The organism is Paenibacillus thiaminolyticus (assembly GCF_007066085.1).
Lineage (GTDB): Bacteria > Bacillota > Bacilli > Paenibacillales > Paenibacillaceae > Paenibacillus_B > Paenibacillus_B thiaminolyticus.
Genome location: NZ_CP041405.1, coordinates 3793008 through 3817932 on the forward strand (window position 1 = coordinate 3793008; position 24925 = coordinate 3817932).

The following is a 24925-nucleotide window of genomic DNA, read 5'->3' on the forward strand; positions in this document are numbered from 1 at the left end:
TGAACCCCCGCCTGATGTTGAAGCGCTGATTCGCAAAAACATTTTGCCGATTCGACCCATTCGCCCAGGGCAGCAGAATACGCGCAAAATACGCTACAAATCAGTGGTTAGCTTCGTCTATAGAGTAGCATAATTTGTTTCATATGAACATTTTTTTAAGCGGATCTTCCCTCCGCTTTGTTCGCCGTGCACTTTTTTCCTTGCTTGTATAAAAAAAGAAACGGCACAGGGTCTTTCCCATGCCGTTTTAGATTCCTATGTTTTCGGCTCTTGTCTTTGAGCTAAACTTAATGACATTGGGCAAATACCGGCTCCTTTCCTCTTCCATTGACACCCATTTCCGCTCTACTTTACATGATACCATGATGTTCCTGTGTTTCATAGATATTTTCGGAACCGATATGATAATGGATTATCTATACGAGAAACGATCAAACATACTGTGATCGTTACGTCAAAAAGCGACCTATGTACACAGGCCGCTCATTTACATTTTCCCGATTCATCCCCGCGAATCTTCCCCTCGCAATATAACTTATAGTGGGTGTTGTTACTCACTTCCGCAGCAATCGCTTCTGTGACAGGAACGCCCTTTATCGAATATAGATTGGTGCCAACGGGATATTTGTTTGAGAACGTATCTTTATATGATTTCAAAAAAGATTCATCATCACTGTATTTTTCAACTGTGCCAATTTTTTCGTCGATCTCCGTTACCATCTCTTCTGTTGCTTGATACATATAACCGTTCCATATGACACCAATGATTTTCCATTCATTGCTTGATGTCGGCAGCTTTTCTTGAGAAGAACATCCTGCTACAAATAGGGACAATATAAAGGTCAGGTATAAGAAATAACGCATGCATATCCCTCCTTATATAACGTATTTAATAACGAGTAACTTTTAGCCGCAAACGTTTAGTATTTTTGAAATCACACGATGGGTGGTAATTTCATTTACTGACGTGCTTGGTGAGGAAAACTGAAAACAAGTTGGAAACGTTTTATACCTTTCCATAATAACTTCGAGGTGTCTTAAAGATGCATGGCAAGGATTATGGCTGCAAAATCTATTCACGGATTATTTTAACTCCCCTGATCCATTCCCATTAATCATTCCCTCACAAATTAATTTATGATAGGTGTTGTTTTTTACTTCGGCTGCTATCGCTTCATCCACAGGAATGCCCTTTATCGAATATAGATTGGTGCCAACTGGGTATGTGTTAGAAAATGTATCCTCTATGGATCTCAGAAACGACTCCTCATCACTGTACTTTTCAATCGTACCAATTTTGTGATCGATGTCCATTACCATCTCTTCGGTTATCCGATACAAGTATCCGTTCAAGGTAACGGAACTGATTCGCCAATCACCACTTGAACTGGGAAGCTTCTCTTCCGAAGTGCATCCCGTTATGATTATGGACATCATAATGACGAAACAAAAAAATAACGCATAATTGACATCCCTCCTAATTGTAAGACGATACATCTTTCCATTTGTTGCAAAAAAGTGTGATGAGATCTCATCACACTTTGAAAAATCAGTTTATTTTAATTCCGACAAGTTATTGACACTAATTAATTTTGGGCTTGCATTAACTGGGGGGATTACTTTGCTGCCTTGTAATTTAAACTTACCTTGATAAGCTCCTAAAATTACATATGCATCATTATCAATAGGTCCTTTATATTTTTTTAAAAAGACTATTGCTCTTTCCCCGGTAACAAATGAAGGATTTTCTTCAAAGATATAGCGTTGGTTATTATAAATACCGCCCGTTTCTAATATGGTCAAATTGTTATTTGGAATAACCCCTTTTTCGATATTCTTCACATTCGCCTTGGCTAACGAGAAAACAACACCACCATACATTGTGCTTCTTACAGCTTCAATATCTACTTCTGCAACAACCTCAGCTAATGAATGTAATTCATCAAGAGATTTATATTGGTAAACCACATCACCAGACATTTTTATTTCTTCTATAGAAGATGCATTTATATTTTCCCCTATTGAAAAGATTAAAAGTGATATAAAAAATAATCCAGCAAAGAGAATTAAAAAAAAGCGCTTATCATAAGTTTTCATACTAACCCTCCTAAAAGCTTTTTCCAAAATAATTAAATTTGCGGATAATTTATAGTCCATACAACCTTTTTACACCAGTAATATCACCACTATTTGGTATAGAAACCGTTCTCCCATCTATTAATGGGCACATGATCTGGGATGTATCAGTTACATGAGATAATCCTAAACTGTGTCCAATTTCATGTGCCGCAATACCGCGATTATATTCAAAACTGTAATTATCCATATAGGTTCGATTTAATTGTATTGATACACTTGCAAATGTTGATCCCCCCGGTACAGTTGGAACATACGTCGCTTGACCAATCCAATCAATATTACCGTATGAATATGATTGCACATAAATTTGACAGGAGCTTTTTGTATCTGAAAACATTATTTTATTATTTAAGCCTGATGTCCACTTAGAGAATGCATCATTAGAAATTGAACTATATGTTTCCCCAGAACTTGTCTTATTTTTTGTAGATGGATCCATGCACACATTTAAATTCGAAACTTTCCCCCATTTATACCCATTATATGAGTAAGAGGAACTGGAAGCATATGCGAGAGAACAGATAAAAGTGTTTAACAGTAATACCAAGACAATAACTTTAAAAAATTTCATCCTTATATTCCTCCCCAATAATTTTTTTAATTTCTCTCCTAATCAGTCTCTTTTTCTGAATTTCCAAGAGGTACTCATCAAGTTTCTGACTAAGTTGCACTACATCGTAATCTGTAAACTTCTTTCCGCTTTGAACGGCTTGTTTCAGCATATGTCGCGTTCTCTCAATCTTAAGCAATAAAACTTCATCAGCATCACTTATTTCGTTTATAGGGCTATCAAAATAAAAACGCTCAATAGGCTCTACCACCTTTCCTATCGATCTGTAATTACTAGTACCTGCTCCATATCCTTGATCTACAAATGGCAGCCCGGTGTTTGTTCTATTTTCTAAGGATAAAAAGCAGGTTGCTGTCATCAACAAATGCTGTTAATTGTCATTGTATAGAAGCCTTCTTAAATACTAGATTCTGCAATTTCGAGGAAGTTTTCGACTATTGTCGACATATTTGTAAAACAAAGAAAAATAAAAAGAGCCTTTAATATCTAAGGCTCATCAGAATCCAATATATCCTCTCCACTGTTAATCAGGATTGTTACCATGGAACGTAAACGTCATCACCACCACCGTAAAATGAAATATTCTTTTCTTTATACGCGTTGTATTCATTTGAGTGTGACCAGGGACCAATAAAGTCACCCCCGACAGAGGCTAAAGTGATTTCCTGTTTATTAAGTTTATAGCCAAATGATAAAGGCATCAAAAACAGAAAAACTGCCATAACAGTCAGAATCAGTTTAGTGACTGCTTTTTTCATTCCAACCCCTCCTCATTTTTTAATTCGGCAAAGAGTTTCTTTATGTTATCTTCCATTTGGGAGCTATGATTATCTTTTGATATTTGAAAAATGAATTCCAAGCATTCATAGGTATGTTTAGGCATACTAATTTTTGAAAAGGTGATCGCACTCTTTATAAAGCAACTCAGGGCTTCATCGCTTTTCCCAATCATGATCATGTATTTTCCTTTATTAAGGAAGTAGTGAGCATATCCTGCCTTTGATATAGGGTTACTTAAATCCTTAGGGTGAAAATCCGGTTCATGATGGAGTAATATTTCTACAGGGCCTACATCGTCGGAAGAAAGATACAGCTCAATAAGTGTGTTAACGATATTAATTTTATAGAAAGACGTTTTCAGGCATTCCTGTAATTGAGTAATTGCTAAATCTGTTTTTCCCTTGCGCTGATTAAGTTTTGCTGTCATAAAATCAACATTCTCTTTAACAAAAGGAAAGTTGAATAAGCTGAATGTTTTCAAGTATTTTTCTGCTAACTCAAACTTTTCCTGATGGAAATAAGAAGAACAAATCAACAATGTTGAGTAAGCCTTAAAGCTGCTCTCCGATTCATCCTCAATAATAGCCCGCTTGCACAGTTCGATACATTCATTGAACTTACGTAAGTTGTAGGCATGAACGCCCAACTTATAGTACAGAGTGATTCGCTCATCGGTGGTCAAGAATTCCTTATACTGCAAAATGTACTTTCCCGATTGAAATGTTTCTTCCAACTTGCTGAAATCATCACGTTCCACTAAATACTTCTGAAACGTCCCTTGCGCAACAAAAGATTGCATTCCATGGCTCCTGGCATAACCAATCAATACATCCAACAAGGCCAATTTCGTTTCGGTATTGTCGAGAACTTGCTGTACATTGAGCAAGAGTTTGGCTGCTATTGCTTCGCTATTTTCATCTTCGGATTCTAACAAGCATGAAGTGAGCTTTGCGCTTAGGGATGCATTGTGGAGTGAAAAAGAGTCGTAAAGCAGCGTAAATAATGTTTCGGAGCGGGGATTTGTTAACATGAATGGATCCAGCACTTCGTCGAGGGGAATCTCCAAAACCGATATAATCGGCTGGATGGTTTTAAAGTCGGGCCGCCGAATTTCTCCATTCTCGATCTTGGAAATACTCCCGCTGCTCACTCCTGACAATTCGGCCAAATTAGCCTGCGTCATCCCCCGCTCTTGTCGATAGCGTTGAATCAGTTCCCCCAAGGTTGAGAACTCCAGATTGACGGAACTCACGCCCTCACCTTCCTTATAATGGAATTATTTATATCTATACATTACCATTTCATGATTGTTTTGTAAATGAAATAGGCATAACGACAATTAACGAAGATTCAACCCAAGGTCAACTAAAGGGGAGTCCGTACACTTCGGCAAGGCGATGGCTGACTTGCATATTAAAGCACATCAAGGCACACCGCAAGCCAAGGGACGGGTGGAACGTCTCTGGCAAACGTTCCAGGATCGATTGGTGATCGAACTGCGGCTTCTTGGCATCAAGACGCTGAAAGAGGCTAACGCGGCTTTGCTTTGCCCGGCTTATTGCAGAAGCACAATGACAAATTTACCGTCCAGCCTAAAATAGCGGAATTGGCTTACCTGAAACTTGATCCGTCCATCGATTTACATCATGTGTTCACGCTTCGCCATTATCGGAAACTGGGACTGGCAACACCCTCTTGTACAACGGAAAGTGCTATAACCCTTGTCCAGCCTGCTTCCCTTCGTTTGGAGGCGAAAGCGACGGTTGAAGTACGAGAGACGCGAACTGGGGAAATATTGCTGTGGCACCAGGATCAGCCTTGGGAACTGAAAGAAACGCAGAAGCCTCAGCGCAAACCGGCTGCATCAAAAAAGGCGAGTTCTGCGTCGCAACGCAAACCCGCCCAGAATCATTCGTGGAAAACCAAGTATGATAACACTAAAAAATAAGCGTACCACAATAAAACAGTTCGTTCCAAGGTGCAATGTATTCACAACATAATAGCTATGCAGAGGTCACCTGGTAAGGCTGATCTCTGATCACACATTTGTCCGGATAAAATATACGCCTAAACTGTTTTGTGGGACAGACTCCTAGGATTTAAGCAAAATAATGGAAAACAGGGAATAGATAAGGATGGAGAATGTCAACGAACAAATCAGTTTATAAATGATTATGTTTTGATTGTTCTTTAATTTCTCTAATAGTGATATAAAGGTAAGACAGAAAATAAAAGATACAATAAAGGAGGTACTATGAAGAAAACTTATCACGTTATCGTCTCCTTCTTATTTAGTCGAATTACTCGTCTTTTTGCTTCCAATACCAAAGTCGCCTTTGTCTGGACTTTCGTCATACGCACTACTTGGACTAATACTAGTTTTTATCCTGCTTACTACTAAAATATTGAGTAAAATTGCTTAAAGCCATCAATTCGTTATCGAATGTCTGGGACTCACATCATCATTACCTTATAATGGAATATAATTGTTTATACATTACCATTTCATGATTGTTATGTAAATAATAATGAGATATAAGTAATATAGTACATATTTAAAAAGGGCTGATCGTATGGAATGAACACGTGCACGCATCTCTCAGAAACGCCAAGTTACGATACCTCCAAAATATTTCGAACAAGCAGGAATTAAAGACGAAGTGGAGTTTTGTATCAAGGGGAGCGTCATCATGATTCGCCCTGTATGCGAACATACAGGCCATTATTCTTTCGCTGATCTCATATTAGAAGACTTGATCAAAGAAGGGCTTTCCGGTGATGAACTATACTGACAAAAGCGAACGGCAAGCCAAACTCCATATTGCCATAGAAAATGGAATTGCCGAATACGGGGAAGCCGCTCGAAAGTGTAGAGCTGACAATGACGAAACGGAAGACCTATTGGGCGAGATTAGCCGCAATTCATCAGCTTCCCGATAATAGGCGGTCGTATTCCATTCCGTTAGAACTAATTCCTTGTCGGACAGGCCTTGCCCGGCCAGTAGCCTCATCTCCTGCGGAAGCATGTTCTCCAAATAATCCGGATTCGGAGAGCCCCTGAACTCCTCTAATATTTTGCGGTACGGATGCAACGGAAACCGCAGCAGAGTCGTAGGTTGCCGATGGCTTTTTCATCTGCTTCACTAAGGCTGCAGGAATCTCCCGTACCCAGTCATTCACTCCACCAAAGCTGCAGTATCATCCGCACCTCCGATCATCCACTCCGCTAATGCTGCAGTATCTCCCGTCATTCTAGTCATCTGATCCACCAATACTGCAAGAATGCAGCAATTTCATTGGCACGAGTATGCGAAAATAGAATTGCTGCAAAAATACAACAATTACCCTACGGTAAGGCGCAGATAGCGTTCAAAATGGCGAAATGATGCCGTTTTGCAGGATTTTCTCGGAATTTAGCCTCTTGAAGCTAAAAATGCTGCGCCTTTGCAGCATTTACATGCGCGTACCATCTTGTTCCATACTTCCGTCCGAGCTGCCCATCTATTCGCACCATGACAGACCATCTAGCTTCACGCAGGGACCAGCTTGCCCTAACCTAACCTGCCCTGCCTTCCCCGGCCCCGCCTATCATAAGAAAAAGACTGTCGACAGGACTTTGTCGACAGTCTTGAGGAGCCGGCACACACACCGGCTCCTTTCATCTTACTGTATCGGCGCCTTCAACGGCATTCCCGGTTTGCGCGGGTATGCTTTGGGCGTCGATCCTTTTTTGGCAATTAAAATGATATGGCGCTCCGATTCCTCCACCGGCAGGGTGAGCTTATGATCCGCCAGGAAGGAGCCGTGCAGCACCTGCAGGCTCTTCGCCGATTCGGCGATCTCCTCGGCCGGATTCGTCCCCTTCATCGCCGCGAACAGGCCGCCTGTCTTCACGAACGGAAGACAGAATTCATTCAGCACATTGAGGCGGGCTACGGCGCGAGCCGTTACGAGATCGAACCGATCCCGGTATTGCGGCTTACGCGCCACCTCCTCCGCCCGGCCATGAATGCATTCGACCCCGGTCAGCCCCAGCTCTTGCACCAGATGATTCAAGAACTGAATCCGCTTGTTCAGCGAGTCCACAATCGTCAGCTGGACATGCGGGAACAGGATGTGGAGCGGAATGCCCGGGAACCCTGCCCCCGAGCCGATATCGGCCATGGCGGCGACATCCTCCATGTTGACATGGGCCGCCAGCAGCAGCGAATCATAGAAATGCTTCTCATATACTTTATCCCGCTCGGTAATCCCGGTCAGGTTCATCTTCTCGTTCCATTCCACCAAGATATGGAAATATTGTTCGAACTGCTCCCGCTGCCGTTCCGTGAGCGTCCATCCGTGCCCGGCCAGCCAGCCGGCAAACTGTTCTTGTACGGCATCCATAAGCTTGAATCTCTCCGTCCCTCATATGACATCCCGCCCTCAGCGAGCAGAGCAGGCCTAGCCGTTGCGGATTTCTTCCTGCTTCGCCGCCGTCACGCGGTTGTAATGCTCGATATAGACAAGCAGGATAGAAATATCTGCCGGCGTCACCCCCGAGATCCGGGACGCCTGGCCGATCGAGATCGGCCGCACCTTTTCCAGGCGCTGCTTCGCTTCGGAAGCGATGCCCTGCACATCCTGATAGTCGATACCGGCCGGAATCATCTTCTTCTCCATCTTCTGCAGCTTCTCCACATGCAGCAGCTGCTTCTCGATATAGCCGGCATATTTGATCTGAATCTCGACCTGCTCCTTCATCTCCTCGTCCAGCTCATACGGAGATGGGAACAGCTTCTCCACCTGAGCGTAGGCCACTTCAGGACGACGCATTAGCGTAATCGCGTCGCAGCCGTTCACCAGCGGGGCCGATCCCGCTTCGGCGAGCATCGCCTGCACCGCTTCATCCGGCTTCACCTTCGTCGCGCGCAGCCGTTCCATCTCCCGCTCGACGAGCTCCATCTTGCGTTGGAATGCCGCATAGCGCTCTTCGCTAATCAAGCCGATCTCATAACCGATAGGCGTAAGGCGAATGTCCGCATTGTCATGACGGAGCAGCAGACGGTATTCGGCCCGGGACGTCAGCAGACGGTAAGGCTCCATCGTACCCTTCGTCACGAGATCGTCAATCAAGACGCCGATATAGCCTTGCGAACGGTCCAGGATGACCGGCGGCTTGCCCTGAATCTTGCGCGCCGCATTAATGCCGGCTATAATACCTTGGGCCGAAGCCTCCTCATAGCCAGACGTTCCGTTGATTTGTCCGGCCGTGTACAGGTTCTCGACCAGCTTCGTCTCCAACGTCGGCCACAGCTGCGTCGGCACGACCGCATCGTATTCGATAGCATAGCCCGTGCGCATCATTTCCGCTTTTTCCAATCCGGGAACCGAGCGGATCATCTGAAGCTGAACGTCCTCCGGCATGCTGGTAGACAGCCCTTGAACGTAATACTCCGACGTATTTTTCCCCTCCGGCTCCAGGAAAATCTGATGCTTCGGCTTGTCGGCGAAGCGGACGATTTTGTCCTCGATCGATGGACAATAACGTGGCCCAGTCCCCTCGATGACTCCCGAGAACATCGGCGCCCGGTGCAGGTTCTCGTTAATAATCCGATGCGTCTCCTCCGACGTGTAGGTTAGCCAGCAGGGCAGCTGCTCATTATCGGACGAGGTCGTCTCATAGGAGAAGAACTTCGGATGCTCATCCCCCGGCTGAATCTCCGTCTTCGAGAAATCGATGAACTGCTTATTAATGCGCGGCGGCGTTCCGGTCTTGAACCGCACCATCTCGAAGCCCAGCTTGCGCAGGTTCTCCGACAGCTTGATCGAAGGCTGCTGGTTATTCGGACCGCTCTCGTACATCAACTCGCCGATAATAATTTTGCCGCGCAAATACGTCCCGGTCGTCAGAACGACCGCCTTCGCCGTATAGCGGGCTCCGGATGTGGTCTCGACGCCGACGCATTTGCCGTCTTCCACGAGCAGTTCCTCCACCATGCCCTGACGAAGCGTCAGATTCGGCGTCGATTCCACCGTTTCCTTCATCGCCTGCTGGTACATCACCTTATCCGCCTGCGCGCGCAGCGCGTGCACCGCCGGCCCTTTTCCTGTATTCAGCATGCGCATTTGAATGAATGTTTTGTCGATATTGCGGCCCATCTCGCCGCCTAAGGCGTCGATCTCGCGCACGACATGGCCTTTGGCCGGCCCCCCGATCGACGGGTTGCACGGCATGAAGGCCACCATATCCAGATTAATCGTCAACAGCAGCGTATTGCAGCCCATCCGGGCTGTCGCAAGCGCCGACTCGCAGCCCGCGTGTCCGGCTCCGATGACGATAACATCATAGTGTCCTGCATCGAATGGCATCGTATCCCTCCTCTATTCCCATCTTCGACCCGCTTCTTATTTGCCGAGGCAGAATTGAGAAAATATTTGATCAATCAGCGAATCGCCGACGGCATCGCCGATAATTTCACCTAACTGCTCCCAGGCCGACCGCACATCGATCTGAATCATATCGATCGGGATGCCTTGGCGGGAAGCGTCTATCGCATCATCAAGCGCCTGGAGCGCCTTCTTCAGCAGCGCAATGTGGCGCACGTTGCTCACATACGTCAAATCTCCGGATTCGATGCCGCCGCTGAAGAACAAGGTCGAGATCGCCTGCTCCAAGGCGTCTACGCCCTCCTGCTCCTTCGCCGACATGCGGACAATGGCATCTGCGCCGAACGTGTTTTCCAGTTCGCTTATATCAATATGTTGCGGCAGATCCATTTTATTCACAATCACAATGACTTGTCTACCCACAAATTCCTTCATCCATTCCCGCTCATCCTCATGCAGCGGCTCGTTGTTATTCACAACGAAGAGGATCAGATCTGCCTCCAGCAAGGCGCTGCGGGAACGCTCCACGCCGAGGCGCTCGACGATATCCGTCGTCTCCCGGATACCGGCCGTATCCAGCAAGCGAAGCGGAATGCCGTTAATGGTGACGAACTCCTCGATCACGTCGCGCGTCGTGCCCGGAATATCCGTCACAATCGCCTTATTATCCCGGGCCAGCGTATTGAGCAGCGAGGACTTCCCTACATTCGGCCGCCCCACAATCGCCGTCACAATGCCCTCTCTTAATATTTTCCCCTCGGACGCCGTCTTTAACAGCCGTTCAATCTCTTTTTTGACTTGACCGCATTTGTCCTGGATGAACGCGCTCGTCAATTCTTCCACGTCATGCTCCGGATAATCGATATTCACCTCGATATGGGCCAGCGTCTCGATCAGCGTATGGCGCAGCGCACTAATTTTCTTCGACAGATGGCCCTGCACCTGCTTCATCGCCACCGAGAAAGCCCGATCCGACTTCGACCGTATCAGGTCAATGACCGCCTCCGCCTGCGACAAGTCAATGCGTCCGTTCAGGAAAGCGCGCTTCGTGAATTCCCCTGGCTCCGCCGGACGAATCTCCTGCTCCAGCAGCAGATCCATGACCTTGCGAATCGAGATCATCCCTCCGTGCGTATTGATCTCGACAACATCCTCCGTCGTGAACGAGCGCGGCGCCCGCATCACGTTCACCAGCACCTCCTCGACCCGCTCCCCGGTCTTGGGGTCGACGATATGGCCGTAATGAATCGTATGCGTCTCCGCCTCGGTCAGCTTAACCTTGGAACGGAACAGCTTCTCCACTTCGCTCAGCGCGCCTTCCCCGCTCACCCGAATCACCGCGATTCCGCCCTCGCCAAGCGGTGTCGAGACGGCTGCGATCGTATCATACATCATGTGAATTCCCTCCTGTCTTCGCACATGCTTCTATCCTGTACGTATCCCGAACATTGAATTTTGTTAAAAAAAAGCAATGATTACCCCCGACATAGGCGCAATCATTGCGTTCGTGCTTGAATTCCACGTCTATATAATAGAGAAAACTCCAATCATACCATGCGGATTATTTCACGGAAATAACGATGCGCCGGTTCGGCTCCTCGCCCTTGCTGTAGGTCTTCACTTTCGGATGATCCTGCAGCTTGGCATGAATGATCTTCCGCTCCTGCGCCGTCATCGGCTCCAGCACGACATCGTGGCGGTTGCGAACGGCCTTGTTCGCCAACCGGTCAGCCAGCGCTTCCAGCGTCTTCTTCCGCCGCTCGCGGAACTGCTCTGCATCAAGAATAATACGAAGGTGGTGCTTAGAATAACGGTTAGCGACCAGACTCGTCAAATATTGCAGCGAATCCAAAGTCTGGCCCCGGCGCCCGATAATGAGTCCAAGATCAGGTCCGCTGATGTCGAATGTAACGGTATCCTTGCGCTTATGCACCGATACCTCCACTTCCAATCCCATCGCGCGGGCCGCATCGATAATGAACCGGCTCGCCTCTTCGATCGGATCGGGGCCTTCCACCCCGGCTTCTGCGGCCGCGGCATCAACGGACGACACCGCCGCCTCTTCCGCCGGCTCTGACTTCGCTTCAGCGGAAGGGCTTGGGGCCGGGACAGGTGCCTCCGGCTTCTCAAGCAGCGTAAGCTCCACGGTAGCCGGTCGCACCCCAATCAATCCGAACAAGCCGCGCGAGGGCTTCTCCAATACGCGGACGGTGACTCGATCTTCCGCCACCTTCCATTGTGCCAATCCGTTGTTTATTGCATCTTCGATCGTTTTTCCCGATACAATGAGCGTGTTCATTTCGCCGGACTGACCTCCTTATCATTGTTACGATAAAGGAAAAAGTTCTGCACAATCGTGAACAGGTTGCTATATACCCAATACAGCGGCAAGGCCGCCGGGAAGTTAATCGACATGACAAAAATCAAGATTGGGAACACGTACAGCATGAACTGCATCGGATTCGGCCCTTTTTGCTGTGCGGTCATCATCTTCGTCTGAATGAACGAGGTCAATGCAGCGATGATCGGAAGCACGTAGTACGGGTCGGTTTGTCCCAATTTGAGCCATAAAAACGTATGCTCGCGAATTTCCGAGTTCAAATAAATCGAGTTGTACAGGGCGATAAATACCGGCATCTGAACAATCATCGGCAAGCAGCCGGCCAGCGGATTCACATTATGCTGTTGGAACAGCTTCATCGTCTCTTCTTGCTGCTTTTGCGGATTGTCGCCATACTTCTTCTTAAGCTCGGCAAGCTTCGGCTGCAGCTTCTGCATCTCCTTCGAGCTGCGCATCTGCTTCACGGTGAGCGGTAAAATAAGAGAACGGACGATGATGGTAAGCAGCAGTATGGCCAGGCCATACTCTCCCTTGAACCAGGTTGCAAACGTATCCAGAGCTAACGAGAAATAATAGACGACGTTGCGCTCCCAGAAGTTCCCCTGCAGCAGGTCCTCTGTCTTCAATGTCGTGGTCGATGTCGTACATCCGGTCAGTACGACCAGCAACAGCACGGATAACGCCACGAAGAGCCATTTTCGATTATGCAACAACTTCTTCAGCGACAATAGCAAAAACTCCTCTCTTGAACCATCCGATTCCAAAGTAAATATATCATATTTCAAACGCTAAAGGAAACGGCCCAAGCCGCTCTATTCTTGCCTATTGCTTGAACACGGATCCCTTGCGCATCACATGCTGCACGCTCTTCGTCAATTGATCGTAATTCATCTCCGTCGCGCCTTTGCGAACGATGAAAATCAAATCGACATGATCGATAACCCGATCGGCCTCCCGTCTCACAATCTCCTTAATCATTCGCCGCATGCGGTTGCGCATGACCGCATTGCCGATCTTCTTGCTGGCGGAGACCCCTACGCGGAACCGCTCCACCTGCGGACGATGGAAAACATATAAGACCAGCTGATGATTTGCGAAGGAACGGCCGTATCGGTATACCCGGGAAAAATCGGATCGGTCCCGCAACCGGTACTTTTTCTGCACGTGCTTACTCCTGCCCTTCTTACGAAGCCTGCAATAATCTCTGCCGGCATTCCATTAACCAAGTATGTGCTTCCGCCAGGCGGAATAAACGCTCCCTGACCGCAGCCCGAACAGCGGATGATTCGGAAGCAAGCAAAAACGGCCATGATGCCCCCTTGCCGTCAGCCGGCCGTATCTGTCAGGACATTCATGGCTTGTTCTATACTGCTTGCAGACCGCCATCCTTCTTGACCCTCATATCGCGGATTGAACATGAACAGGCTCTCTATTATAAATAGATGCGATTGAATCGCATCGGTCCCCTTAAGAAAAAAAGACCACCGTGGTGGTCTTGCATTCACGCGTCTTATGCGCTCAGTACTTTTCTGCCTTTTTGACGACGAGCAGCAATAACCTTACGGCCGTTTTTCGTGCTCATTCTTTTACGGAAACCGTGAACTTTTTTGCGTTTGCTCACATTTGGCTTAAATGTTGGTCTCAACGTAGCGCACCTCCTCGAATGAGATATGTCATGGGAGTCCCATTGATTGCGTCAGTTCACACTTTCGCACAAAATTCCTTTTTACATTTAAACAGAATACCTCTTAAAAGTCAATGATAACGTTCGGCATCTCCTTCCTCTTTCTCCTTTTCTAATAGAAATAAGTCTGTCTTCGGGACTTATCCGCAGCCCTGATTCGCGATTCCGCCGCCACGAAGTTATTCACATGTGCAAAACCGTTGAGAAATCGACAGATTTCCATGACGACTTGTGCACAATAATTTATACACAGTGGCCGCTCTTGTCGAATGACAACAAGTTATAAACAATATCTAGTGGTGTACATAATTTTTGTACACAAGTTATTGAATTTGTGGATAATTATCGCGGTATCATTGAAAAACAAGGCTTCTTCTGCTATGATTATATTGTTTTTCGGTTGTGAATAACCATTGTGGATATTTATTTATCAACAACCTGTGGATAAAGTTGTGAACAACTCGAATATAACGTTTATATATTGTTCGACATCTTCTTGATATTGTGGATAATATATTATTCGAATCGCTATATCTCGACATCATGCACGTTCGCTTTGCGGTAACGCGCAAGCCGAACGCCGTCATAACATGTCAGCATAGACCCCGACAATGCGCCCTTCTTTAATAAGGGCTTTCTGTGCCTTGGAGAGCCCTTATCGCGTCTTGTCGGGGCCCTTGTCCTTTTCATGGAGCGGCGAAGCACGCCGGTTTTCGCGTCACCTGACGACGCAGAAGGTTTGAAGGAGTGAAACGATCTGTGGAGCGCCAAGCGAACGCACATTGGCAGGAAATATTGTCCGTCATCCAGACCAAGCTTAGCAAACCAAGCTTCGATACCTGGTTCAAAGCCACTCAAGCGGTCAAGTTTACGGACACGCAGCTACTGATTACCGCACCGACCACATTTGCGGTGGAATGGCTTGAGAGCCGTTATACGAAGCTGGTTAGCTCAACTATCTTAGAAATTACGGGCAATCAGGTGGACGTCAAGTTCATCATCGAGGAGGCGGCCCTTGCGGAACCTGACATTCCGCAGCCACAGAGTCCTCCGGCCCGTCCTGCCGTTCAGGATGAGCCGGCTTCCACCATGCTCAACCCCAAGTATACGTTCGATACATTCGTCATCGGCTCGAACAACCGTTTCGCCCATGCCGCTTCGCTCGCGGTGGCGGAAGCGCCGGCCAAAGCATACAACCCGTTGTTCCTGTACGGGGGCGTCGGTCTGGGCAAGACCCACTTGATGCATGCGATTGGGCATTACATTTTGGAGCATAATCCGGCGAGCCGCGTCGTATACACCACATCCGAGAAGTTCACCAATGAATTCATCAATGCGATCCGGGATAACCGGGGGGAGAGCTTCCGCAACAAATACCGGAATGTCGACATTTTGCTCGTCGACGACATTCAGTTTCTCGCCGGCAAGGAATCGACGCAGGAGGAATTTTTCCATACCTTCAATGCGCTTCATAACGAAAATAAACAGATCGTCATCTCAAGCGATCGTCCGCCCAAAGAGATCGAAACGCTGGAGGAACGGCTTCGTTCCCGGTTCGAATGGGGCTTGATCACCGATATTCAGCCCCCTGATTTGGAGACGAGAATCGCGATTCTGCGCAAAAAGGCAAAGGCGGAGAACCTCGATATCCCGAATGAAGCGATGGGCTATATCGCGAATCAGATCAACACGAACATTCGTGAGCTGGAAGGGGCACTGACCCGGGTCGTCGCGTTCTCGACGATGACGAACCAGGATATAACTACCCATCTGGCAGCGGAAGCGCTGAAGGATATTATCCCGTCCAGCCGTCCGCGCATGATTACGATACAGGATATCCAGCAGAAGGTAGGCGAGTTCTACGGGCTGAAGATGGAGGATTTCAAGGCGCGGAAGCGAACGAAAGCCGTCGCGTTCCCGCGGCAGATCGCCATGTATCTATCCCGCGAGCTGACCGACTACTCCTTACCCAAGATAGGGGAAGCCTTCGGCGGCCGGGACCATACGACCGTCATCCATGCGCACGAAAAAATTACCCAGAACGTACAGCAAGACCAGGAATTATACAAAGTGATTCAGAACCTGATCGACAAAATCAAAAATCCGACGCTGTGAACAACATAAAAAGCCTATGCACAATCTATACACATGTGGATAGGCTTTACTTTATGCGTGTTCCAGGTAGTTATCCACATATTCAGTGCCCCTACTATTACTATTATTATTTAAAAGATTAATATAGATCATCATATAACAACGCAAGCAAATTCCGCTTCTCATGAATTGCAATGCTACAATAGGCGTTAAGGAGTGACGACATGAAAATTTCCATACTAAAAAATGAACTGAATGAAGCGATACAAAATGTATCAAAAGCGATTTCCAGCCGGACGACGATTCCGATTCTGACCGGGATTAAGATGGACGTGACCTTTCAAGGAGTGACCTTGACGGCCAGCGATACCGACATTTCGATTCAATGCTTCATTCCGGTGGAGGATGACCGCCAGACGATTGTCCAGGTTGACAAGCCGGGGAGTGTCGTGCTGCCGGCCAAGTTTTTTGTCGAGATTATTAAGAAGCTGCCGTCCCAAGACATCGAGATCGAAGTCAAAGATCACTTCCAGACCTTCCTCCGTTCCGGTTCAACCGACATCCAGATGGTCGGCCTCGATCCGGAAGAATATCCGGTGCTGCCAAGCATCGAGGAGAATCAGGTTATTCGCGTGAACGGCGATTTGCTGAAAACGATGATTAAGCAGACGGTTTTTGCCATTTCCACCAACGAGACGACGCCAATCTTGACTGGCGTGCTATGGAATTTGCAGGAGGGCGACCTCAAGTTCGTCGCTACGGACCGCCATCGGCTGGCCAGCCGCATCGCTGATATTCAAGCCGAAGAAGATATCCGCTTTAACAATGTCGTCATTTCCGGCAAGACGCTCAATGAATTGAGCAAGATCATTCCGGATCAGAACACGATTGTCGATATCGTCGTGGCCGACAATCAGGTATTGTTCAAGATCGACCGCGTTCTGTTTTATTCACGTATTTTAGACGGCACTTATCCGGATACTTCCAAGATTATTCCGCAGCAGTATAAAACAGAACTGGTTTTGGATACAAAAAAATTGACGGATGCGATCGACCGGGCCTATTTGCTGTCACGCGAGGAGAAGACGAACATTGTCCGTCTGCAGACCAAGGAAGACGGCACGATCGAGATTTCATCGAGCTCCTCAGAGCTGGGCCGGGTCACCGAGCAGTTGGATGTCAAGGAATTCAACGGGGAACCGCTGCGCATCGCGTTCAACTCCAAATATATGCTCGATGTGTTGAAGGTTGTGGAATGCGAGCATATTTTCATCGGATTTACGGGCGCTATGAGTCCGATTATCATTAAACCAACGGAGAAGGTGAACAGCCTTCATCTCATCCTGCCATACCGGACGACCAATTAACCGGAGACAGGCAGGGGAGCGCAGCCGCAGGGAGGCTGCCAAGGAGGATACGATCATGAACGAGATTACGATTCATACGGAATATATTACGCTCGGGCAATTCCTGAAGCTGGCAGACTGCGCTTCGACCGGGGGACATGCCAAGGTGATCCTGGCCGAGAATCAGGTCAAGGTCAACGGAGAGCCGGAATCCCGCCGGGGACGGAAGCTGTATGCGGGGGATACCGTGAATGTGGAAGGCTGCGGCGCTTTCCGCGTCACTTCCGCGCAGGAGGCATAGCCGGTGTTCGTCAAATCCGTGGCGCTGAGGCAGTACCGCAATTATGAGGGCTTGGAGCTGGATACGAACAACCGGGTCAACATCTTCGTCGGCAATAATGCCCAGGGCAAGACCAATTTGCTGGAAGCCATCTTCGTGCTTGCTCTGACCAAGTCGCATCGTACTTCGAAGGACAAGGAACTGATCGGCTGGGAAGCGGATCAAGCCTCGCTCAAGGCGCTGGTGGAGCGGAAGTACGGCCAGGTCCAGCTCGATCTGAGTATTTCCAAGCAGGGGAAGAAGGCCAAGCTGAACGGGCTGGAGCAGAAAAAGCTGAGCGGCTTTATCGGCGCACTCAATGTCGTGATGTTCGCGCCGGAGGATTTGGAGATCGTCAAGGGCTCTCCAGGCATCCGCCGGCGCTTCCTCGATATGGAGATCGGCCAGGTCCAGCCGAGCTATTTGTACCATTTGCAGCAATATCAGAAGGTTCTGATTCAGCGCAACAACCTCTTGAAGCAGATGTGGAGCAAGCCCGGCGCACAGCCGGATGCGATGCTCGAGATTTTTAACGAACAGCTCGCGGTTAATGGTGTTAAAGTTGTAAGGAAAAGGAAACAATATTTACTAAAGCTGCAAGGTTGGGCCGAGCAGATTCATGCAGGCATCACCAATGGGCAGGAAGCGCTTCAGATTGAGTATGTGCCGTCCTTTGCGGCGGCGGAAGAAGATGACGCTGTTTTATTTGAACAATTTATGTTAAAGTTAACACAAATGAAAGACCAGGAGGTGCGGCGCGGCATAACGCTTGTCGGGCCGCATCGGGACGATCTCGCCTTTTTCATTAACGGCAAAGAAGTGCAAACGTACGGCTCGCAAGGTCAGCAGCGAACAACGGCCTTATCCTTGAAGCTGGCTGAGATTGAGCTGATGCATGAAGAAATCGGTGAATATCCCGTGCTGCTGCTGGACGATGTGTTGTCCGAGCTTGATACGCACCGCCAGACGCAGCTCATTGAGACCTTTCAGAGCAAGGTCCAGACGTTCATCACGACGACGGGCATCGAAGGCATCAACATCGGCCGGCTTCAGGATGCAAATATGTTCCACGTGGAAAACGGGCAAGTCATGCGTTAAGGGGGAGTCCGATTGTATATTCACCTGGGTGGAGAAAAGGTCATTCGTTCTTCGGAACTGGTCGCTATTTTCGATGTTTCCATTGAGAAATCATCCAAGCTGTCCAAGCAGTTCGTGGCGAATGCCCATAAGGTCAAAAACGTGGAGGCGATAGGCGAGGAGGAAGCCAAGTCGATCGTCGTCACGAAAGGAAAAGTTTACTTTTCGCCCATTTCATCTACTACGCTGAAGAAGCGGGCGCGTCATTACAACGAGTAGGCATACGACACTTTCGCTTGCCGGACCGATCTGGGGCCGAAGCGCGCCGGAATGGCCTGCAGGCCGCATTGTATAGCGGATGAACCAGCGGCGGAACTGAAAAATAAGAAGTAGGTGAGGGCATGTCATTGAATCAAAACACTTATGATGAGAGCCAGATTCAGGTCCTGGAAGGCCTGGAAGCGGTTCGTAAGCGGCCGGGGATGTATATTGGTTCCACTAGCGTCAGAGGGCTTCATCATTTGGTATGGGAAGTGGTCGACAACAGTATTGACGAGGCGTTGGCCGGTTACTGTACGAAGATTCAAGTGATCGTGCATGAAGATAACAGTATCACGGTCATTGATAACGGGCGCGGGATTCCGGTCGGTATCGAGCAGAAGATGCAGCGTCCGGCCGTAGAGGTCGTCATGACGGTGCTTCACGCCGGCGGGAAGTTCGGAGGCGAAGGCTATAAAGTGTCCGGAGGTCTGCACGGCGTAGGGGTGTCCGTCGTCAATGCGTTGTCGGAGAGCCTTATCGTTACGGTCAAGCGGGACGGTCATATCCATCAGCAAGAGTACCGCCGCGGTGTGCCTCAGTATGATCTCAAAGTGCTCGGTGACACCGATGAGACAGGAACGACGATTCGCTTCAAGCCGGATCCTGAAATCTTCACGGATACGCTCGTCTATGATCATGAGACGCTTGTCTCCCGGATCCGCGAGCTGGCGTTCCTGAATAAAGGTATCGAAATGGTGCTCATGGACGAGCGGAACAACCAGACGGAGACATTCAAATACGACGGAGGGATTATTGAATTCGTCGAATATTTGAACCGCAACCGGGAAAAAATGCATGAGCCGCCGATCTATGTTGAGGGGCAGAAGGATTATATTACATGCGAGATCGCCCTTCAGTATAACGACAGCTATACGGAAAATATATATTCATTCGCCAATAATATTCATACGCATGAAGGCGGAACCCATGAGTCCGGATTCAAGAGTGCATTGACGCGGATCATTAACGAATATGCCCGCAAAATGAACCTGATGAAGGATAATGTGTCCAACTTGAGCGGGGATGATGTGCGGGAAGGGCTGACAGCGATCGTCTCGGTCAAAATTCCGGAGCCGCAATTCGAAGGCCAGACGAAGACGAAGCTGGGGAACAGCGAAGTGCGCAGTATCGTCGAGTCCTTGTTCGCCGAGCGGCTGATGGAATTTATGGATGAGAATCCGGCCATCTCGCGGAAAGTGGTCGAGAAGGGATTGCAGGCGGCGCGCGCCCGGGATGCCGCACGCCGTGCCCGGGAATTGACCCGCCGGAAGAGCGCGCTTGAGGTCAGTTCGCTTCCGGGCAAGCTAGCAGACTGCTCCTCCAAGGATGCCTCCCAGTGCGAACTGTTCATCGTCGAGGGGGATTCTGCGGGCGGTTCAGCCAAGCAGGGCCGGGATCGCCACTTCCAAGCGATTCTTCCGCTCAAGGGGAAAATCTTGAACGTCGAAAAATCCCGCCTGGACAAAATTTTGTCCAATGCCGAAATCCGGGCGATTATTACGGCCCTCGGCACCGGGATCGGCGAGGACTTCGATCTGGAGAAGGCCCGTTATCACAAAATTATTATTATGACGGATGCCGACGTCGACGGCGCCCATATTCGGACGCTGCTTCTGACGTTCTTCTACCGCTACATGCGGAGACTGATCGAAGCTGGATATGTCTATATCGCTCAGCCGCCGCTCTTCAAGATCGAGCGGAACAAGGTGGTCCGGTATGCGGACAGCGAGAAGATGAGAGACGAGATTATTGCTGAATTCGGCGAGGGCGTCAAAGTCAACGTGCAGCGTTACAAAGGTCTCGGCGAGATGAATGCCGAGCAGCTGTGGGAGACGACGATGGATCCCGAGAGCCGCTCCATGCTTCAAGTATCCTTCGAGGATGCGAAGATGGCGGACGAAGTGTTCGACACATTGATGGGCGATAATGTGGAGCCGCGCCGCGACTTCATTCAGCGCCACGCCAAATTTGTCAAAAATCTCGATTTTTAAGCGAAAGCATGCAAGCCCCGGTCCCTGCAAGGACCGGGGCTTTTGTGCGCTGCATTGCCTGGGCGGGCAGACGACCGACTGTTTGCCTGCCGCGTGGGGCACGTTCAAGAGGAGCGCTTGCGGCGGCGCAGGCGGCCGTAGGCGATGCCATATTTGCGGATGCGGCGGTAATTGCACTGGCTGAAATTCATGTTGCGGAACACGGTGATATCCGGCTTCGTGTTGACTTCGAATATCCACGGTTGGCGGTCTTCATCCAGCCCGACATCCAACCCGATTTCCTTGAGGCCGGGGAAACTTTTTTCCAGTTCCGCCGCCGTCTCTATCCCCAACTGCTTCAGCAAGGCGATCATCCGGACCTTTTCTTCCTCCGTCATGTTGTCTTTGAGGAGCGGGTTAATATCAGCCAGCTTCCCACCGCTATTGAAGTTGGTGACAACATTGCTGGTGCCGGCCACCTTGCCGAATACGGCCGTCGTCTCCCAGTGGCCTTTCGGGCTCATTTGCGTCAGCACGCGAATGTCGAAATTTTTGTCTTGATACTTGAGAAGATGAATTCCCTTCTGAATCAGATAGGGCTTGGATCCGATTCGTCTGGCGACCGCGCGGTGCAAGTCTTCGAATGTGGCGTAACGGAACACCTGCGTGCCTGCCATCAGATGATACTCCTCTCCCTCCCGGACCACCCGCATGACGCCATGACCATGGGTACCCCGGTTCGGCTTGACATAGACCATGGCATGCGCCTCGAGCATGCTCTCCAGATGGTTCTCCGTGAAGGGACGCGTCTCTGGAATGAACGCATTGAGCTCGGCGGAGCGCTGCAAGGCCAGCGTCTTTTTCAACTTACTGGCAACACGTCGTATGGCCATTCAACCATCCTTTCCGATGAACCTGATTGCGTCATCTTTTCTAGTAGTCAAGTATGGTATAATAAAGGATATGTCGGCGAAGGCCGATTGGAAAAGAACAAAAGCCCATTTTGCGAAAGGAATTGTTCGGTTTTTGGTGTCATTTGGCGTAACGTTTAATTGTACATCTTTTGTGAAAGTAATATAATGAAAATAGCGTAGATATGGGCTTGGTGAATAATAGGCAGCCCACTAGGATGGCTGATCTTATTCACACAGGGAAACGGTTCGATCCCGATCAGGGCAATGGAGCCGTTTTCGCTTGCTAAGCAAACTCATTGCTATTTGCCATACATTGTGGACGCTGTGAACAAGAATGATGAGGAGGTCCAGCATGGCGGAAGAAAAACAATCGCAAATTAAAGATCGCGACATCGGCATGGAGATGCGGGAATCTTTTCTCGATTACGCGATGAGCATCATTGTCAGCCGTGCGCTGCCGGATGTTCGCGACGGACTGAAGCCGGTTCACCGCCGGATATTGTATGCGATGTCTGAACTCGGCATGGCGCCGGACAAGCCATATAAGAAGTCGGCAAGAATTGTCGGGGAAGTCATCGGTAAGTATCACCCTCACGGTGATTCAGCGGTCTATGAGACGATGGTGCGCATGGCGCAGGACTTCTCTCTGCGTTATATGCTGGTCGACGGTCACGGGAACTTCGGTTCGATAGATGGGGACTTCGCGGCAGCGATGCGGTATACAGAAGCGCGTCTGTCTAAGATTGCGATGGAGCTGCTGCGTGACATTAATAAAGATACAGTTGATTTCGCCCCGAACTATGATGGGGAAGAGACGGAGCCAGTCGTGTTGCCGGCGCGGTTCCCGAACCTGCTTGTCAATGGGGTCTCGGGGATTGCGGTCGGCATGGCGACCAACATTCCGCCTCATAATTTGATCGAGGTCATTGATGGCATTCAGGCGCTTATCCGCAATCCGGAGATTACGCCGCTCGAGCTGATGGATTATATCAAGGGGCCGGATTTCCCGACAGCCGGACTGATTCTGGGCCGCGAAGGGATTCGCCAAGCGTATATGACCGGGCGCGGTTCGGTTACGATGCGGGCGAAGGCAACGATTGAAGAGCATAACGGCAAAGCCCGCATTCTCGTTCATGAGCTGCCTTACCAAGTGAATAAGGCGAAGCTGGTCGAGAAGATTGCCGAGCTGGTCCGCGAGAAGCGGGTCGAGGGCATTACGGATCTGCGCGACGAATCCGATCGCAACGGCATGCGGATCGTTATCGAGCTGCGCCGGGATGTCAATCCGAGCGTCGTGCTGAACAATCTGTACAAGCATACGGCGCTGCAGTCGAACTTCGGCATCAATATGCTGGCGCTCGTTAATCAGGAGCCGCGCGTATTGAACCTGCGCGAGATGCTCTACTATTACCTGGAGCACCAGGTTGAAGTCATTCGCCGCCGCACTGAGTTCGATCTGCGGAAGGCGGAAGCTCGCGCTCATATTCTGGAAGGGTTGCGTGTGGCGCTTGATCACCTCGATGAAGTGATCGCGCTCATCCGCGGTTCCCGGACAGCCGATATCGCGCGCGAAGGCTTGATCAGCCGCTTCCAGCTGTCCGTCGAGCAGGCTCAAGCGATTCTCGATATGCGCCTGCAGCGCTTGACCGGTCTGGAGCGGGAGAAGATCGAAGAAGAATACGCCGAGCTGATGAAGAAGATTGCCGAATTGAAGGAAATTTTGGCAAGCGAACAGCTGGTGTTGAATATTATTAACGACGAATTGGAAGAGGTAAAACAAAAATATGGCGACGAGCGCCGTACGGAGATTACAATCGGCGAAGACAGCATTCTCGACGAGGATCTAATCCCGCAAGAGGATGTTATCATCACGATTACGCACAGCGGCTACATCAAGCGCCTGCCGGTTACGACGTACCGCAGCCAGAAGCGCGGCGGACGGGGCGTGGTCGGAATGGATACGAAGGATAACGACTTCGTCGAGCATCTGTTCGTCACCAATTCCCACCATTACTTGATGTTCTTCACCGACAAAGGCAAGGTGTACCGCATCAAGGCGTATGAGGTGCCTGACTTGAGCCGCACTGCGCGCGGGACGCCGATCATTAACCTGATTCAGATCGAGCAGGGAGAATCGATCAACGCCGTCATTCCGGTGAAGGAATTCGAAGCGGACAAGTTCTTGTTCTTCGCTACCCGCCACGGTATCGTGAAGAAGACGCCCCTGGATGATTACGTCAATATCCGCAAGGGCGGGCTGATTGCCATCAACCTGAGAGAAGACGATGATCTTATCGGGGTTCGCCTGACGGATGGGGAGCAGGAGATCATTATGGGGACATCGAACGGGATGTCGATTCGTTTCCCGGAAAAAGATGTCCGTTCCATGGGACGCTCCGCTACCGGCGTCAAAGGGATTACGCTCGACGATGACGACTTCGTCATCGGTATGGACGTCGTCAGCGAGGACAATGATGTCCTTATCGTCTCCTCCAAAGGCTACGGCAAGCGAACGCCAATGAGCGAGTACCGCATCCAGAGCCGCGGAGGCAAAGGAATCAAGACGATTAACGTGACGGTTAAAAACGGCCCTGTCGTCGGCTTGAAGGTCGTCCAGCCGGAAGAGGATCTGATGATCATCACCTCGCTTGGCACCATTATCCGGATGAGCATGGCAGGCATCTCACAGATGGGACGCTATGCGCAAGGGGTCAAGCTCATTAATATCCGGGAGGATGACAGTGTAGCTACCGTCAGCCGGTGCGACAAGAATGAAGAACAGGATGAGATGGAAGATATGAACGAGGAGCCGGGAAGCCAGGAGAATGGACCTGACGCGGATTCTGCTGCAGCCGATACATCCGGCGGCCCAGACAATCCTTCATCCTAATTTGACACGAAGGGGCGTATATCCACAAGATGCGCCCCTTCTACTGTATCAGACGGTTATCACATCGCAGAATTGCTTTCCTGATGCAGTCATTATAATGAACCTCTATC

Annotated in this window: 23 protein-coding genes; 8 read left to right on the top strand and 15 right to left on the bottom strand. The window is 49.3% G+C overall.

From position 1 onward, the window contains the following. Positions 1-483: 483 nt before the first annotated feature. The 7 genes from FLT43_RS16850 to FLT43_RS16880 form a co-directional block, all read right to left on the bottom strand. Entirely contained in the window at positions 484-864 is a 381-nt protein-coding gene (locus tag FLT43_RS16850) for a hypothetical protein (protein ID WP_087443436.1), read from the bottom strand. Between the two features lie 219 nt (positions 865-1083). Beyond that, positions 1084-1314, bottom strand: a complete 231-nt coding sequence (locus FLT43_RS30210) for a hypothetical protein (protein WP_244194255.1) — start codon at positions 1312-1314, stop codon at positions 1084-1086. A gap of 240 nt (positions 1315-1554) precedes the next feature. Continuing rightward, on the bottom strand, positions 1555-2097 hold the full coding sequence (locus FLT43_RS16860; RefSeq protein WP_087443438.1) for a hypothetical protein: 543 nt from the start codon (positions 2095-2097) through the stop codon (positions 1555-1557). A 49-nt stretch (positions 2098-2146) separates the two neighbouring features. Then, complete coding sequence (locus FLT43_RS16865) at positions 2147-2710, bottom strand: matrixin family metalloprotease (protein WP_087443439.1); 564 nt, start codon at positions 2708-2710, stop codon at positions 2147-2149. Beyond that, positions 2697-3068 (bottom strand): aspartyl-phosphate phosphatase Spo0E family protein, encoded by a 372-nt coding sequence (locus FLT43_RS16870; RefSeq protein WP_087443440.1) that lies wholly within the window; start codon positions 3066-3068, stop codon positions 2697-2699. The genes FLT43_RS16865 and FLT43_RS16870 overlap by 14 nt, the downstream gene beginning before the upstream one ends. Positions 3069-3246: 178 nt before the next feature. Continuing rightward, entirely contained in the window at positions 3247-3468 is a 222-nt protein-coding gene (locus FLT43_RS16875; protein WP_087443441.1) for a hypothetical protein, read from the bottom strand. Next, the gene (locus tag FLT43_RS16880) at positions 3465-4742 is read right to left on the bottom strand and encodes a helix-turn-helix domain-containing protein (RefSeq protein ID WP_087443442.1); all 1278 of its coding nucleotides are present in this window, start codon (positions 4740-4742) and stop codon (positions 3465-3467) included. The genes FLT43_RS16875 and FLT43_RS16880 overlap by 4 nt, the downstream gene beginning before the upstream one ends. A gap of 294 nt (positions 4743-5036) precedes the next feature. Between FLT43_RS16880 and FLT43_RS29735 the strand changes: the two genes are divergently transcribed. After that, on the top strand, positions 5037-5438 hold the full coding sequence (locus FLT43_RS29735) for a hypothetical protein (protein ID WP_181823467.1): 402 nt from the start codon (positions 5037-5039) through the stop codon (positions 5436-5438). Between the two features lie 1715 nt (positions 5439-7153). On the opposite strand, the gene rsmG is transcribed toward FLT43_RS29735, so the two are convergent. The 7 genes from rsmG to rpmH form a co-directional block, all read right to left on the bottom strand. Continuing rightward, entirely contained in the window at positions 7154-7876 is a 723-nt protein-coding gene (gene rsmG, locus FLT43_RS16890) for a 16S rRNA (guanine(527)-N(7))-methyltransferase RsmG (protein WP_087443445.1), read from the bottom strand. Positions 7877-7933: 57 nt separating this feature from the next. Next, entirely contained in the window at positions 7934-9841 is a 1908-nt protein-coding gene (gene mnmG, locus FLT43_RS16895; RefSeq protein ID WP_087443446.1) for a tRNA uridine-5-carboxymethylaminomethyl(34) synthesis enzyme MnmG, read from the bottom strand. Between the two features lie 36 nt (positions 9842-9877). Continuing rightward, positions 9878-11254 (bottom strand): tRNA uridine-5-carboxymethylaminomethyl(34) synthesis GTPase MnmE, encoded by a 1377-nt coding sequence (gene mnmE / locus FLT43_RS16900; RefSeq protein WP_087443447.1) that lies wholly within the window; start codon positions 11252-11254, stop codon positions 9878-9880. Positions 11255-11420: 166 nt separating this feature from the next. Then, positions 11421-12158: an RNA-binding cell elongation regulator Jag/EloR gene (gene jag / locus FLT43_RS16905; RefSeq protein WP_087443448.1), complete on the bottom strand. Its 738-nt coding sequence runs from the start codon at positions 12156-12158 to the stop codon at positions 11421-11423. Continuing rightward, a complete protein-coding gene (locus FLT43_RS16910) occupies positions 12155-12928 on the bottom strand; it encodes a YidC/Oxa1 family membrane protein insertase (protein WP_087443449.1) in 774 nt (257 codons plus the stop codon). Before FLT43_RS16910 ends, jag begins: the two co-directional genes overlap by 4 nt. Before the next feature lie 94 nt (positions 12929-13022). Continuing rightward, positions 13023-13364 carry a ribonuclease P protein component gene (rnpA, locus tag FLT43_RS16915; RefSeq protein ID WP_006678659.1) on the bottom strand — a complete coding sequence of 114 codons (342 nt, stop codon included), beginning with the start codon at positions 13362-13364 and terminating at the stop codon, positions 13023-13025. A gap of 346 nt (positions 13365-13710) precedes the next feature. Then, positions 13711-13845, bottom strand: a complete 135-nt coding sequence (gene rpmH, locus FLT43_RS16920) for a 50S ribosomal protein L34 (RefSeq protein WP_087443450.1) — start codon at positions 13843-13845, stop codon at positions 13711-13713. Between the two features lie 798 nt (positions 13846-14643). Here rpmH and dnaA point away from each other — a divergent pair. The 6 genes from dnaA (at position 14644) to gyrB (ending at position 21032) form a co-directional block, all read left to right on the top strand. Then, a complete protein-coding gene (gene dnaA / locus FLT43_RS16925) occupies positions 14644-15999 on the top strand; it encodes a chromosomal replication initiator protein DnaA (protein ID WP_087443451.1) in 1356 nt (451 codons plus the stop codon). 203 nt (positions 16000-16202) lie between these two features. Then, positions 16203-17345, top strand: coding sequence for a DNA polymerase III subunit beta (gene dnaN / locus FLT43_RS16930; protein ID WP_087443452.1), 1143 nt, complete (start codon positions 16203-16205; stop codon positions 17343-17345). A 55-nt stretch (positions 17346-17400) separates the two neighbouring features. Beyond that, positions 17401-17625, top strand: a complete 225-nt coding sequence (gene yaaA / locus FLT43_RS16935) for a S4 domain-containing protein YaaA (protein WP_087443453.1) — start codon at positions 17401-17403, stop codon at positions 17623-17625. Between the two features lie 3 nt (positions 17626-17628). After that, the gene (recF, locus tag FLT43_RS16940) at positions 17629-18741 is read left to right on the top strand and encodes a DNA replication/repair protein RecF (RefSeq protein WP_087443454.1); all 1113 of its coding nucleotides are present in this window, start codon (positions 17629-17631) and stop codon (positions 18739-18741) included. 12 nt (positions 18742-18753) lie between these two features. Further along, positions 18754-18999, top strand: coding sequence for an extracellular matrix regulator RemB (gene remB, locus FLT43_RS16945; protein ID WP_006678665.1), 246 nt, complete (start codon positions 18754-18756; stop codon positions 18997-18999). A 122-nt stretch (positions 19000-19121) separates the two neighbouring features. Next, positions 19122-21032 (top strand): DNA topoisomerase (ATP-hydrolyzing) subunit B, encoded by a 1911-nt coding sequence (gene gyrB / locus FLT43_RS16950; RefSeq protein ID WP_087443455.1) that lies wholly within the window; start codon positions 19122-19124, stop codon positions 21030-21032. 104 nt (positions 21033-21136) lie between these two features. On the opposite strand, the gene FLT43_RS16955 is transcribed toward gyrB, so the two are convergent. Continuing rightward, positions 21137-21904, bottom strand: coding sequence for a YheC/YheD family protein (locus tag FLT43_RS16955; RefSeq protein WP_087443456.1), 768 nt, complete (start codon positions 21902-21904; stop codon positions 21137-21139). Positions 21905-22277: 373 nt separating this feature from the next. Here FLT43_RS16955 and gyrA point away from each other — a divergent pair, with 373 nt between their 5' ends. Beyond that, complete coding sequence (gyrA, locus tag FLT43_RS16960; RefSeq protein WP_087443457.1) at positions 22278-24815, top strand: DNA gyrase subunit A; 2538 nt, start codon at positions 22278-22280, stop codon at positions 24813-24815. The last annotated feature ends 110 nt before the right edge of the window (positions 24816-24925 follow it).

Coding starts and splice junctions, on each gene's coding strand:
- mnmG (WP_087443446.1), bottom strand. CDS start 9,841: ATGCCATTCGATGCAGGACACTATGATGTTATCGTCATCGGAGCCGGA.
- mnmE (WP_087443447.1), bottom strand. CDS start 11,254: ATGATGTATGATACGATCGCAGCCGTCTCGACACCGCTTGGCGAGGGC.
- FLT43_RS16955 (WP_087443456.1), bottom strand. CDS start 21,904: ATGGCCATACGACGTGTTGCCAGTAAGTTGAAAAAGACGCTGGCCTTG.
- jag (WP_087443448.1), bottom strand. CDS start 12,158: ATGAACACGCTCATTGTATCGGGAAAAACGATCGAAGATGCAATAAAC.
- FLT43_RS30210 (WP_244194255.1), bottom strand. CDS start 1,314: ATGGACATCGATCACAAAATTGGTACGATTGAAAAGTACAGTGATGAG.
- rsmG (WP_087443445.1), bottom strand. CDS start 7,876: ATGGATGCCGTACAAGAACAGTTTGCCGGCTGGCTGGCCGGGCACGGA.
- FLT43_RS16865 (WP_087443439.1), bottom strand. CDS start 2,710: ATGAAATTTTTTAAAGTTATTGTCTTGGTATTACTGTTAAACACTTTT.
- FLT43_RS16850 (WP_087443436.1), bottom strand. CDS start 864: ATGCGTTATTTCTTATACCTGACCTTTATATTGTCCCTATTTGTAGCA.
- gyrB (WP_087443455.1), top strand. CDS start 19,122: ATGTCATTGAATCAAAACACTTATGATGAGAGCCAGATTCAGGTCCTG.
- gyrA (WP_087443457.1), top strand. CDS start 22,278: ATGGCGGAAGAAAAACAATCGCAAATTAAAGATCGCGACATCGGCATG.
- FLT43_RS16860 (WP_087443438.1), bottom strand. CDS start 2,097: ATGAAAACTTATGATAAGCGCTTTTTTTTAATTCTCTTTGCTGGATTA.
- FLT43_RS16875 (WP_087443441.1), bottom strand. CDS start 3,468: ATGAAAAAAGCAGTCACTAAACTGATTCTGACTGTTATGGCAGTTTTT.
- yaaA (WP_087443453.1), top strand. CDS start 17,401: ATGAACGAGATTACGATTCATACGGAATATATTACGCTCGGGCAATTC.
- FLT43_RS16870 (WP_087443440.1), bottom strand. CDS start 3,068: ATGACAGCAACCTGCTTTTTATCCTTAGAAAATAGAACAAACACCGGG.
- dnaN (WP_087443452.1), top strand. CDS start 16,203: ATGAAAATTTCCATACTAAAAAATGAACTGAATGAAGCGATACAAAAT.